Source organism: Actinoplanes sp. L3-i22 (genome assembly GCF_019704555.1).
GTDB lineage: Bacteria > Actinomycetota > Actinomycetes > Mycobacteriales > Micromonosporaceae > Actinoplanes.
Genome location: NZ_AP024745.1, coordinates 9,813,238 through 9,826,285 on the forward strand (window position 1 = coordinate 9,813,238; position 13,048 = coordinate 9,826,285).

Consider the following 13,048-nt stretch of genomic DNA (forward strand, 5'->3'; position numbering starts at 1 on the left):
TTTGTTCCTCAGCCAGCACGAGCAGGACCGACTGCTCATCCACGTGGCTGCCGACGTCGCCCAGAAGCGGCGTGACCGTGGGCTCAAACTGAACTATCCCGAGGCCACCGCGATCATCACCGCCTTCCTGCTGGAGGGCGCCCGCGACGGCCGCAGCGTCGTGGAGCTGATGGACGCCGGGCGCCGCGTGCTGACCCGCGACGACGTGCTGGAGGGGGTGCCCGAGATGCTCGCCGAGGTGCAGGTCGAGGCCACCTTCCCGGACGGCACGAAGCTGGTCACCGTCCACGGGCCGATCTCATGATCCCCGGCGAGGTCTTCTTCGGCGCCGGCGAGATCGAGATCAACACCGGCAGATCAACAACAGAATTGACGGTACGGAACACCGGCGACCGCCCGGTCCAGGTCGGCTCGCACTTCCACTTCGCCGAGTCGAACGCGGCCCTGGAGTTCGACCGCACCGCCGCCTGGGGTCACCGGCTCGGCATCCCGGCCGGCACCTCGGTCCGCTTCGAGCCGGGCATGCCGCGCGACATCGTGCTGGTCCCGCTCGCCGGCAACCGGATCGTGCCGGGCCTGCGCGGCCTGGCCGGCGGCCCGCTCGACACCCGGCCGCCGGCGCTCGACCCGGACCCGGCCGACATCGAACCCGCCGGCTCGCTCGACGAGGACACCGGCGAGGCCCAGCCCAACGGCGACGACGGGAGTCCCCGGTGACCACCTCGCTGGACCGCGCACGGTACGCGGCGCTCTACGGACCGACCGCCGGCGACCGGATCCGGCTCGCCGACACGAACCTGCTCCTCGAGATCGAGGAGGACCGCAGCGCCGGCCCGCACGCCGGTGACGAGGTGGTCTTCGGCGGCGGCAAGGTGATCCGCGAGTCGATGGGCCAGTCCCGGGCGACCCGCGCCGAGGGCACCCCGGACACGGTGATCACCGGCGCGGTCGTCGTCGACCACTGGGGCATCGTCAAGGCCGACATCGGGATCCGGGACGGCCGGATCGTCGCGATCGGCAAGGCCGGCAACCCGGACACCATGAACGGCGTGCACCCCGACCTGGTGATCGGCGCGAGCACCGAGATCATCGCGGGCAACGGCAAGATCCTGACGGCCGGGGCGATCGACAGCCACGTGCACCTGATCAGCCCGACGATCCTGGACACCGCGATCGCGTCCGGCATCACCACGATCATCGGCGGGGGCACCGGACCGGCCGAGGGCACCAAGGCGACCACGGTCACGCCGAACGCGTGGCACCTGGCCCGGATGCTCGAGGCGATCGACACGTACCCGATCAATGTCCTGCTGCTCGGCAAGGGCAACACCATGTCGGCCGAGTCGATGTGGGAGCAGCTGCGGGGCGGCGCCGGCGGCTTCAAGCTGCACGAGGACTGGGGCACCACCCCGGCCGTGATCGACGCGTGCCTGAAGGTCTGCGACGCGTCCGGCGTCCAGGCGGCGATCCACACCGACACGCTGAACGAGGCCGGGTTCGTCGAGGAGACCATCCGGGCGATCGGCGGGCGATCGATCCACGCCTATCACACCGAGGGCGCCGGCGGCGGGCACGCGCCGGACATCATCACCGTGGCCTCGCACCCCAACGTGCTGCCGTCGTCGACGAACCCGACCCGGCCGTACACGAAGAACACCCTGGCCGAGCACCTCGACATGCTGATGGTCTGCCACCACCTGAACTCGGCCGTGCCGGAGGACCTGGCCTTCGCGGAGAGCCGGATCCGGCCGTCCACGATGGCGGCCGAGGACCTGCTGCACGACCTTGGGGCGATCTCGATGATCGGCTCGGACTCGCAGGCGATGGGCCGGGTCGGCGAGGTGATCCTGCGGACCTGGCAGACCGCGCACGTGATGAAGGCCCGCCGGGGCGCGCTTTCCGGCGACGGCCAGGCCGACAACAACCGGATCAAGAGGTACGTCGCCAAGTACACGATCTGCCCGGCCATCGCGCACGGCATGTCGGCCCAGGTCGGCTCGGTCGAGGCGGGCAAGCTCGCGGACCTGGTGCTGTGGGACCCGGCGTTCTTCGGCGTACGTCCGTCGCTGGTGATCAAGGGCGGCATGATCGCCTACGCGCAGATGGGCGACGCGAACGCCTCGATCCCCACGCCGCAGCCGATGCTCCCCCGGCCGATGTTCGGCTCCTACGGTGTCGTCCCGGCGCAGACCTCGGTCGCGTTCGTCGCCCCGGCCGCCATCGACGCACTGCTCAGCGACCGGATCGGGGTCAAGCGCGCCCTGGTCCCGGTCGGGGACACCCGGTCGGTCGGCAAGGCCGACATGCCGCTGAACGGCGCGATGCCCCGGATCGACGTCAAGGCCGACACCTTCGAGGTACGGATCGACGGCGAGACCGTCGAACCGGACCCGGTCACCGAACTGCCCATGGCCCAGCGGTACTTCCTGTTCTGATGGGCACGTTCCTGATGGGCATTCCTCGATGAGCCTTGCCACGCTCCTGCTGCTCGCCGACGGCCGGCTGCCGTCCGGCGGGCACGCGCACTCGGCCGGCCTGGAGGCCCAGGTCTCCGCCGGCCGGGTGCGGACCGTCGAGGACCTGGACGGCTTCCTCCGCGGCAAGCTGGCGACCGGCGCGCTCGTCAACGCGGCGTTCGCGGCGGCGGCCTGCCGGTCCCCCGGCACCTTCGCGGCCCTCGACGCCGGGCTCGACGCCCGCACACCGTCCCCGGCGCTGCGGAAAGCCTCGCGGGCGCAGGGCCGGGCGCTGCTCCGCGCCGGCCGGGCGATGTGGCCGGTCGCCGCCATCGGCCGGGAACCCCACCAGCCCGTCGCGCTCGGCGCGCTCGCCTCAGCCGCCGGACTCACCCCGGCCCAGACCGCGGTGGCGGCGGCCCACGGCACGATCACCGGCCCGGCCAGCGCCGCGGTCCGGCTCCTCGGACTTGATCCGTACGCGGTGCACGCGCTCCTCGCGCGGCTCGCACCCGAATGTGACCGGATCGCGGAACTCGCCGCGACCCGGTCCGGCGACCCGGTCGACGAACTGCCGGCCGCGGGCGCTCCACTGCTCGACATCGGCGCCGAGCACCACGCCACCTGGGAGGTGCGTCTCTTTGCATCCTGAACTGCACGAACACGGCCCCGATGAGGTTCCGCACAGCCACCCCGACCCCGGGGTCGACCCGCACGCCCCGCTCACCGCCGGCCCGCGCGCCCTGCGCATCGGCATCGGCGGACCGGTCGGCTCCGGCAAGACCGCCCTGGTCGCGGCGCTGTGCCGGGCTCTCGGCGAGGAACTGCGGCTGGCGGTCGTGACCAACGACATCTACACCACCGAGGACGCCGACTTCCTGCTCCGCAACGGCGTCCTGCCGGCCGAACGGATCCGCGCCGTCGAGACCGGCTGCTGCCCGCACACCGCGATCCGCGACGACATCTCGGCGAACCTGGACGCGGTCGAGGACCTGGAAGCCTCCCTCGGGCCGCTGGACCTGGTCCTGGTCGAGAGCGGTGGCGACAATTTGACGGCCACCTTCAGCAAAGGGCTGATCGACCAGCAGATCTTCGTGGTCGACGTGTCCGGGGGCGACAAGGTTCCGCGCAAGGGCGGGCCGGGCGTCACCGCGGCCGACCTGCTGGTGATCAACAAGACCGATCTGGCGCCGATGGTGGGGGCGGATCTGTCGGTGATGGAGCGGGACGCCAAGGCTCGTCGTCATGAGCTGCCGACGGTGTTCCTGTCGCTGGCGGAGGACAAGGCGGCCAGTCCGGTGGCCGCGTGGATCCGCGGGCTGATCGCGGCGCGCGTGCCGGCCTGAGAGGGGCGGCGTCCGGCTGCGGCCGCCGTCTGCTTTCGGCCGCCGCCTGCTCTCGGCCGCCGCCTGCTCTCGGCCGCCGCCAGGTCATGGCGACCGTCCGGTCGCGGACCAGCCACGGCCGCAGCCACCGTCCGGTCACGGCTGCGGCCCGGCTGCGGCCCGGCGCCAGCCGTCGCGGCTGGTGCGGGCCCTTTGAACGCGACGCATCCCCAGGCCCGGAAGCCGTCGCTGGATCTTGGAAAGTCGCGTGTGCATGGCCTTCCAAGATCCAGCACCCAAGATCAAGACCACCACACAACCCACCCACCCAAGGGGGGCGGCCCTTTGCTCATTGTCTCAAGGAAGGGCGGCGGGGCGCTGGTCCCCTGTGGATAACCCGCTGCTGTGGACAACCGCAACGAACCGCACGGATGGAGCTATCGTCGTGAAGGCAGAGGCACGGATCGGCCGTGACGGCGGCGCCACGGGCCGGTTGGAGCCGTCGTGAAGGCAGAGGCACGGATCGGCCGGGACGGCGGCGCCACGGGCCGGCCGGGGTCGTCATGAAGGCCGAGGCACGGATCGTCGCGGAGACCGACGGGCGCGGGGGCACCCGGCTGGCCGTTCTGCGCGGGCAGTCGCCGCTGTTGCTGCGGCGCACCGGGCCGCGGACCACCGGTGGCGTCACCGTGCATCTCGTCGGCGGCGCGGCGGGGCCGTTGCGCGGGGACGAGCTGCGGCTGGACATCGAGGTCGGCCCCGGCGCCTGGCTGGAGCTGCTCAGCGTGGCCGCGCAGCTCGCGCTGCCGGGCCGGCCGGCGCCCGCGTCGCGGCTGACGATCACGGCTACGGTCGCGGCGGGCGGCACGCTGCGGTGGATCCCGGAGCCGCTGATCGCCGCCGCCGGGTGTGACCACGTCGCGGTCACCCGGGTCGCCGTCGAGGCCGGTGGGTCACTGTTGTGGCGCGACGACCTGGTCTGCGGTCGGCACGGGGAGACCTCCGGCGACTTCGTCGCTGACACCCTTGTTCGGTACGACGGGAGCGCGCTCTACCGTCACGAACTCGCCGTGGGCCCGCGCGCCCCGGGCTGGACCGGCGCCGCGGTCCTGGGCAGCGCCCGCGCCATCGGCACCGTCATAACCGCCGGCCCGGACTCCGCAATCCGGGCAGACCTCGGTCCGGACTCCGCAATCCGGGCAGACCTCGGTCAACAGACCGCGGTACGGGGGAACGCCGGGCCGGCGACCGTGACGACGCCGACCGTGGCGGTCATGCCGTTGGCCGGCCCAGGGTTGCTGGCCACCGCCGTCGGTGCGGACATTCGCGAGGTCCGGGCCGCGCTCGACCCGTTCTGCGCGGCTCACGTGACTGCCCAGCGCCCGACGAACGCTCAGCCGAGGATCCCGGCCGCCGCCTGAGCCACCCAGCAGAACAGCTCGCGCGCCGACCAAGACCGTGCCAGCAACGGCGGGGTGGAGCGAGGCGCGCCGACCAAGACCGTGCCCGCGGCGGCGGGGTGGAGCGAGGCGCGCCGACCAAGACCGTGCCCGCGGCGGCGGGGTGGAGCGAGGCGCGCCGACCAAGACCATGCCCGCGGCGGCGGGCCGTGCGCGTGCCCCGCGGGGCGGTGCCGGGCGGGGCGCGCGCCGGGGATGGCCGGGCCGGCGGCGGGGTGGCGGCGGCGGGGTGGAATGGGGGCCTGGGCAAGGGCGGGCGCGGGGCTCCGGCCGTACCCAAGCGGGCTTTTGATCGTGAAGTTGAAGGGCGGCCCGAAGGCCGCCCCCCACCACGAATCAGGCAGCGACGGCGATCGGTACGCCGTGGCTGTCGGTCAGGGCCAGCCGCGTGTGCAGATTGCCCTGTTGCTGCACCTTCGCGAAGTACTCGGTGCGGCGTCGTTGCAAACATCCCTTGCGGGTCCGGGGCCCGCCGGCCGCGACGGTCAGCAGCTCCGGTGCGAGCGAGCTGTTCAGGCCCTCCCGCAGCAACCGGAGTGCCTCGGTACGCAGCTGGGAGATCCGTGACTCGGTCACGCCGAGCCGGGCCGCCACCTCGCTGAGCGGCTGTTCCTGCAGGAACGATTCCTCCACGACCTGACGCAGCCGTTCGGGCAGTGCCTGGATGGCCTGATGCAGATAGCCCAGGCGCTCCCGCTTGAGCAGCAGATCCTCCGGTCCCTCGGACAGCTCCGGCACCATCTCCTCGGCCGCCCCGGTGGGGAAGCCCTGAAGGCTCAGCAGAGACGCCTTCTGCACGTCATCCTCGACACTCGCCAGTTCGGACACCCTGATTCCGAGCATCTCCGCGACCTCGGCGTCACTGGGGGTGCGACCGAGTGCGGCGGTGAGCTCCTGCCGAGCGGTGGCGGCCCGCCGGGCCCTGGCCCGCACCGACCGACTCGCCCAGTCCTGGCCACGCAGCTCGTCGAGCAGCGCGCCACGGATCCGGACGGCGGCGAAGCGGTGGAAGGGAATGCCGCGGGTCACGTCGAAGGAGCGAGCCGCTCCGAGCAACGCCGCGAATCCGGCTGAAGAGAGGTCGTCCGAGTGGACGTGGCCGGGCACCCGGTTGAGCAATTCCCGGACCAGGTGGCCAACCATCGGCATGTGCTCGCGGATCAGGTCCTCGATGTCGCGCGCCGAGGGCGCGTCGTGAATGATGCTGCCGATGGTGGCGGGGAGTTGAGTCGTGGCGGTCACGTAGTCCTCCTCGCTCGTACGAACCGGCTGGTGAAGCCGGCTGACGAGAAGAACAGTGGTCGCTGTTGGGTGCAGGGGCGGCGGAAATCGGTTGCTTTTGTGGAGTTTTTTCACATAAAGCCTCAGGTCGACAGGCGCCCGGGCCCGGAAAACACGACGACCCGCCTGACCCTCAGGTCACGCGGATCGTCTTCTTCTTCAGGGGATCAGTGCAGAACCGGGGCGTGCATCTGCACGACCTCGTCCAGCTCCGTCTGCACCCAGCGCATCCGGCGGACCGCGACATCGGGGTGGTCACCGAACTCGGTGGCCACGCCGGCGGCGCATCCGTCACTGCCGTACTGAAGGATCATCGTGGTGATCGCGTCCTCCAGCGTGGCTCGGGTCGGGTCCTCGGACGGTTGCAGGCACGAGACGAACAGTGCCTCGGCGGCCAGATCCTTCACAGTGCTGATCATTTGTCGAACTCCCCGTTGCGACGACCTGCTTGGTTGTCCGGCCTGCGCTCGCGGACACCGAGTCCATCATCTCCGCGAGGAGCTTGCCGATCGGCAGCCACGCCGTGCGAAAGTTCCGCAATCCCGGCTGACTTCCCGGGGGCGGATGGAAGCAGAGCGCCTGTCGTTCCCGTCTTCACCGTAACGCGGCGAACACCTGATCAACCTCTGGTTTTCCCGCGCAGTGTCTGATGTACCCGGCGCCGGGGCCGGCAATCGTCTCCGGCCCCGGTGAAGATCCGGCGATCAGCAGTCGACTTCCTCTTCGCAGCCGATGACCGACGTGCCCGGCGCGGGCGGCGCCGGCGGATCCGTGGTCGCCGTCGTGGTGGGCGGCGTCGTGGTCGGCTCGGTGGTCGGCGGGTTCGGCTCCACGCTCTTGGACGGCGTCGCCGACGTGGTGGTGCCGGTGGACGGCGTCGCCGAGGTGTTCGTGCCGGTGCTCGGGGTGGTCGTCCCGATGGTCGGCGTCCCGCTGGTGGGCGTGATGTGCACGATGCCGCTCGGGTCGACCGAGATGCCCGGCGCCGGGGACTCCGACGCGGGCGCGCCGAGCCGGGTGGTGCCGTCGGAGAGCTGCTCGACCGGGCGGGACGGCTCGCCGGGCTCGCTCGACACGTACGCCTGGCAGGTCTTGCCGTTGAGCTGGAAGAGCATCGGCGCGGCGTTGCTCTTCGCGAACCGGCCGGTGATCTCCAGCGTGGTGTTCTCCTGCGGCTTGAGCACGGCCGCCGAGGCGACGGTGACCGCCCGCTTGTTCTGGGTCAGGTCGATCTTGCCGGCGCCGGAGAGGGTCTGGTCGCCCGGCATGAGGAACCAGAGCTTCCAGTCGTCGACCGGCTGGTCGCCCCGGTTGGCGAGCGTCACCTGGGCCTTGAACCGGTTGTTGCTCTGCGCCCAGACCGCGTAGCTGACGATGCAGTTGCCGGCCGCCGGGACCACGCTGGGACCCGGCAGGGGCGTGTTGGCCGAGGCGTCCTCGCCGTTCGGCGGGGCGGCCAGGCTCCAGCCGTAGGTCGCGCCGCTGAGCAGCAGGATGGTGCCGAGCACGATCAGGCCGCGCCGGGTCCGCACCTGCTTGCGGTTGCGCCCCGGGGGACGGTTGTCGGCCGGGGCGGACGCGGCGGCGGCCGGGCCGCCGGCGCCCGGGCGCAGCTGCGGGCCCCGGTTGCCCGGCGACTCCAGCTCGTGCGGGGCCGGCGAGAAGGCCGCGGCGGCCGCGCCCATCCCCGCGTACGGGTAACCGGACGGCAGGATCGTGGTGTCCTCGCCGCTGTCGCCCCAGTCCGCCTGATAGCCGCCGGACGAGGCCATCGGCGCGCCCGCCGCGATCGCGGCCAGCACGTGCGCGACCTCGGCGGTCGGCGGCCGGTCCGCCGGGCGCTTCTCCAGGCAGCGGCCGACCAGGGCGTCCACCTCGCGGGGCAGGCCCTCGACCGGCGGGAGCGGCTCGGGCTCCACGTACTGATGCGCCCGCAGCAGGGCGGTGGTGGTGCCCACGTCCCACGGGAGCTGACCGATCAGCATCCGGTAGATCAGCAGGCCGACCGCGTAGACGTCGGTGGCCGGGCTGACCTGGCCGCCCTCCAGTCGCTCGGGCGCCAGGTAGGCCGGGGTGCCGAGCAGGCTGCCGTCCGGGTCGGTGTCGTTCTCCCCGATCAGGGCGGAGATGCCGAAGTCGACCACCTTCGCCCCGGACTGGGTGAGCATCACGTTGGCCGGGGTGACGTCGCGGTGCACGATCCCGCGGGCGTGCGCCGCGGCCAGGGCGGCCGCCACGTCGGCGCTGATCCGGACCGCCGCGTTCCACGGCATGGTGCGGACCCGGGCCAGCACGGCCGCCAGCGACTCGCCGTCGACCAGTTCCATCACGACGTACGGCACCGGTTCGCCGTCGACCGTGGTGGCCTCGCCGTAGTCGTACACGTTGGTGATGTGTGGGTGGCTCAGCCGCGCCGCAGCCTGTGCCTCCGCTCGCAGTCGTCGCCGGAACGAGGGATCGGCGCTGGTGGACGGGGGCAGGACCTTGACCGCGACCTGACGCCCCAGCACTTCGTCGAACCCTCGCCAAACCACAGACATCCCGCCGGCGCCGAGGCGCTCCACCAGCCGATATCGGCCGGCGAGCAGACCCGAACCGGGCAGGTCCGTCGTGCTCATGTGCCCCCACATGCGCGCTTCGAGGAAAACGCCGGACCGCACCGCCATGCCGCCCGACGCCGGGCGAGTCGGGCCCACCAAACGGATCCCGAGCATCCCCCATCGACGGCGTGGATGTTAGTACCTATAAGGCGTTAGTTCGAGCCGCCCACCATGCGATCTACCAGGCAATAATTACCGTCGGTGGGATCAGCCGAGCGGCGTGTACACCTGGCCGAACGGGCAGGAAAGCGCTTTCTGTTAAGAATCTGTCACGCAGCGCCACGAGCCGACAAGGGGATTGCCCGCTTCGTCGGAACTTGCGGTTTCAACTATCGGGTCACTCCACGGTGGAGATATGCACGATCGGTCAATCGATCGCTACGCAGAGAGATCAAGAATGTCCATGATCTGTCACACTGCTTGACGCCAACGGGGCACTTGCCGTGAGGTTCCGGGCAATTTGCGGTGTGGCGCGGATCGCCGGGGTGCGCGGAACCACCGGATGCGCGCCGGCCGGGATCGCGCCCAGCTCGGCGAGGAACGCCCGCATCGGCCCCCACTTCTCGTAGTTCACCAGCAGCACCTCGCCCGGCGCCGTCATCCCCAGCGCGGCCGTCACCGCCTCCCGGTAGCCGTCCGCGCGGACCGCCCGGATCTGCGGCCGGCGAGCCCGCATCTCGCGCTCCACCAGGGCGGACACCTCCCCGGCCGGACGCCACCCGGAGTCCCGGTCGTCGTAGAGCACGGCCCGGGTCAGCCCGTCCGCCAGGATCTGGGCGGACGCGGCGAGCAGGTCGTCACGACGGTCGGCGGGCAGCGTCACGGCGGCCACGCAGCGGTTCGCGCCCCAGAGCCGGTGCAGCGTGCGCAGGGTGGCGGCGAGCGCGGCCGGGTTGTGCGCGTAGTCCAGGAAGATCGAGACGTCGCCCAGGCGCAGCAGCGTGCCCCGGCCCGGGTTGTCCACGCCGGGGTCGAACTCGGCGAGCCGGGACACCACGGTGTCCGGGCGGGCGCCCAGGGCCCGGGCCGCGGCGATCGCGGCGAGGGCGTTCGCGGTGGCGTGCGGGGCGGCGCCGCCGTACGCCCCGGGCACCTCGGCCAGCCGCAGCAGCGGCGTCCGCCGGGCGCCGGTGGCCTGAACCAGCCAGCCGTCGTCGAGGACGTACGCCGTACCGCCCCGCCCGAGGTGCTCGGTCAGCACCGGATTGGCCGGGTCGAGCCCGAACCACACCAGTCGTTTCCGGTCAGCCCGGACCCGGGGCCGGGTGGCGAGCGTGCGCACCCACGGGTCGTCGGCGTTCAGGACCAGGGTGCCGCCGTCCCGGACCCGCTCGGCGACCACCGCCTTGACGTGCGCCAGGTCCTCGATCGAGTCGAGCCCGTCCTGGCCGAGGTGCTCGGCGGTGATGTTGGTGATCACGCCGACGTCGGTCCAGTCGTAGCCGAGCCCGCGCCGCAGCAGCCCGCCGCGCGCCGTCTCCAGCACCGCCACGTCGACCTGCGGGTCGCCGAGCACCTGCTGCGCCGAGCGCGGGCCGGTCGCGTCGGCCAGGTGGATCGGGCGGCCGTCCACGTACACGCCGTCGGTGGTGGCCGTGCCGACCCGCCGGCCGGCGCCGCCGAGCAGGTGCGCGATCAGCCGGGTCACGGTGGTCTTGCCGTTCGTGCCGGTGACCGCGACGGCCGGGATCCGCCCGTCCGAGCCGCCGGGGAACATCGCCCGCACGATCGCGTCGCCCACGTCCCGGGCCCGGCCGCGCACCGGGGCCAGGTGCATCCGCAGCCCGGGGACCGCGTTCACCTCGATCACCCCGCTCGACGGGTCCTCCTCGCCGGTCGGCGGCAGCGCCGCGGCGATGTCCGGCAGCCGCAGGTCGATCCCGGCGATGTCCAGCCCGACCAGCGCGACCACCCGCTGGCACAGCCGGGTCACGTCCGGGTGCACCTGGTCGGTGACGTCCCGGCTGGTCCCGCCGGTGGAGAGGTTCGCGCAGTCGCGCAGCCAGACGGTCGTACCGGCGGCCGGCACCTCATCCGCGGCGCAGCCGGCGGTCCGCAGCGCCGCGTCGTCGAGGGTGATCCGGGTCAGCACCCGGGAGTGCCCCGCGCCGCGCCGGGGATCCGCGTTGACCCGGGTGACCAGCTCGGCGAGCGTGGCCCGGCCGTCGCCGACGACGTGCGCGGCGATCCGCTCGGCGGCCGCCACCACCTCGCCGGCCACCATCAGCACCCGGTAGTCCCGGCCGGCCAGCTGCCGCTCGACCACCACGTCGCCGCCGGCCTCGGTGAACGCCCGCTCGACCGCCTCCGGCGTGCTCAGCCCGAGCATCACGTGCCGGCCCTGCCGCCCGTGCCGGGGCTTCACCACGACCGGGGCGCCCAGCTCGCGCAGCAGCCGGACGGCCTCCTCCGCGGTGCCCGCCGCGCCCCCGCCGGCCACCGGGATGCCGGCCTCGCCGAGCAGGCTGCGGGTGACGTGCTTGTCGCCGGCGATGTCGATGCCGACACCGCTGGTCCGGTCGGTCATCGCGGCCCAGGCCATCCGCCGGCGGGTGCCCCAGCCGAGCCGGACCAGGCTCAGGTCGTCGAAGCGCTCGACCGGGATGCCGCGCCGCCGGGCCGCCGCGATGATCGCCCGGGTGCTCGGGCCGGTCGCCTCCCGCTCGGCGAACGCCGCCAGCTCGGCGAGCCGCTCCACCGGCGCGCCGATCTGCCCGCCGTGCACGGCCAGCACCAGGTCGACCGCGGCCCGCAGCAGCTCCCCCGGCACCCGGGAGGCCGGCGACTCGTCGACCGGGCACTCCACGATCACGTCGTAGAGCCCGGGCTCGCCGGTCGCGACGGTCCGCCCGAAGCTCACGTCCCGGCCGATCAGCTGGGACAGCTCCAGGCACACGTGCTCGGTGACGTGCCCGAAGTAGGTGCCGCCGCGCAGCCGGCTGACGAACCCGCCCGGCGCGCCGGCCGCGCAGTGGTGCTCGGCCAGCCCGGGCAGCGCGCGCAGCAGCCGCTCGGTGAACCCGGTGACGTCAGCGGTCTCCTGCCCGGTCAGCTCCGCCAGCCGGAGCCGGGCCACCACCGCCGGCCGGGACAGGTACACATTCGGTCCGCGCAGGCGGCGCAGGCTCTCGATCTTCATGGGCGTGGTCCCCGATCCCCGGCCGGCGGCCGGTGAGGTGAAAGGTGTGCCCGGCCGGCAGCACGTGGATCCGGGCCCCGGCCAGCGCGATCGGGCCGCTCCGCGGGACCCGGATGTCGGTGGCGGCGCCGGCGTCGACGACCGTGACCGCGCCGCTGCCGAGGACCTCGAACCGGTCGCCGTCGGTCAGGATCGCGGTGTCCTCGTCGATGCCCAGGCCGAGCTCGTGCGGATAGCGCGCGACCGCGCTGAGCAGCCGATTCAGCCGCCCGCGCTGGGCGAAGTGCTGATCGATCAGCACACCCGGAAGAAATTCCAGACCAGGACCGGTGCGTACGGCGTCAGCCGTCACGCCCGGCGCGTCCCCGCCGACGATCATCGTGGCCGACATCATCGCGGCGCCCGCACTGGTCCCGCCGAGCAGCACGGCGCCGCCGGACACCAGCTCCTGCAGCAGCGAGTCGACCGCCGTACCGCCCAGCACGGAGGTGATCCGCTGCTGGTCGCCGCCGGTGAAGAAGACCCCGCTGGCCTCGCGCAGCACGGCCGCCGACGCCGGGTCGTTGGCCTCGGCGCGGGTGGTCAGGCGCAGCGCGCGGACCGAGCCGGCGCCCAGCGCGGTGAACGTGTCGACGTAGTGCGTCTCGGTGTTCTCCGGCGCTCCGCTGGCGGTCGCGATCACCACGATCCGGGCGGACGCGGCACCGGCCAGCTCCACGAACCGGACGAGCAACGCCGGCCCGGCGGCGCCTCCGATGATCAGTAGCCGGGCGTCCACCGTGCCTCC

10 protein-coding genes and 1 pseudogene are annotated in these 13,048 nt (G+C 72.9%); 6 read left to right on the forward strand and 5 right to left on the reverse strand.

What is annotated here, in order from left to right; genetic code table 11:
* Position 1 precedes the first annotated feature (1 nt).
* The 6 genes and pseudogenes from L3i22_RS43580 to L3i22_RS43605 all read left to right on the forward strand — a co-directional run bounded on the left by L3i22_RS43580 (position 2) and on the right by L3i22_RS43605 (position 5,202).
* A complete protein-coding gene (locus L3i22_RS43580) occupies positions 2-304 on the forward strand; it encodes an urease subunit gamma (RefSeq protein ID WP_221323287.1) in 303 nt (100 codons plus the stop codon).
* Positions 301-606: pseudogene (locus tag L3i22_RS43585) on the forward strand (urease subunit beta); the annotation flags it as partial. The gene L3i22_RS43580 and the pseudogene L3i22_RS43585, both read left to right, overlap by 4 nt.
* A gap of 107 nt (positions 607-713) precedes the next feature.
* A complete protein-coding gene (locus L3i22_RS43590; RefSeq protein ID WP_221323289.1) occupies positions 714-2,435 on the forward strand; it encodes an urease subunit alpha in 1,722 nt (573 codons plus the stop codon).
* A 28-nt stretch (positions 2,436-2,463) separates the two neighbouring features.
* Positions 2,464-3,108, forward strand: a complete 645-nt coding sequence (locus tag L3i22_RS43595; RefSeq protein WP_221323290.1) for an urease accessory protein UreF — start codon at positions 2,464-2,466, stop codon at positions 3,106-3,108.
* Positions 3,098-3,802, forward strand: a complete 705-nt coding sequence (ureG, locus tag L3i22_RS43600) for an urease accessory protein UreG (protein WP_221323291.1) — start codon at positions 3,098-3,100, stop codon at positions 3,800-3,802. Before L3i22_RS43595 ends, ureG begins: the two co-directional genes overlap by 11 nt.
* A gap of 542 nt (positions 3,803-4,344) precedes the next feature.
* Entirely contained in the window at positions 4,345-5,202 is an 858-nt protein-coding gene (locus L3i22_RS43605; RefSeq protein ID WP_221323292.1) for an urease accessory protein UreD, read from the forward strand.
* A gap of 375 nt (positions 5,203-5,577) precedes the next feature.
* Here the strand turns inward: L3i22_RS43605 and L3i22_RS43610 are convergent, their stop codons facing one another.
* The 5 genes from L3i22_RS43610 to L3i22_RS43630 form a co-directional block, all read right to left on the reverse strand.
* Positions 5,578-6,483, reverse strand: a complete 906-nt coding sequence (locus L3i22_RS43610) for a sigma-70 family RNA polymerase sigma factor (RefSeq protein ID WP_221323293.1) — start codon at positions 6,481-6,483, stop codon at positions 5,578-5,580.
* A 206-nt stretch (positions 6,484-6,689) separates the two neighbouring features.
* Positions 6,690-6,941, reverse strand: coding sequence for a hypothetical protein (locus tag L3i22_RS43615; RefSeq protein ID WP_221323294.1), 252 nt, complete (start codon positions 6,939-6,941; stop codon positions 6,690-6,692).
* A gap of 285 nt (positions 6,942-7,226) precedes the next feature.
* Positions 7,227-9,140: a serine/threonine-protein kinase gene (locus tag L3i22_RS43620; protein ID WP_255657600.1), complete on the reverse strand. Its 1,914-nt coding sequence runs from the start codon at positions 9,138-9,140 to the stop codon at positions 7,227-7,229.
* 373 nt (positions 9,141-9,513) lie between these two features.
* Positions 9,514-12,261: a cyanophycin synthetase gene (gene cphA / locus L3i22_RS43625; RefSeq protein ID WP_221323296.1), complete on the reverse strand. Its 2,748-nt coding sequence runs from the start codon at positions 12,259-12,261 to the stop codon at positions 9,514-9,516.
* Complete coding sequence (locus L3i22_RS43630) at positions 12,152-13,039, reverse strand: cyanophycinase (RefSeq protein WP_221323297.1); 888 nt, start codon at positions 13,037-13,039, stop codon at positions 12,152-12,154. Before L3i22_RS43630 ends, cphA begins: the two co-directional genes overlap by 110 nt.
* Positions 13,040-13,048: the final 9 nt, after the last annotated feature.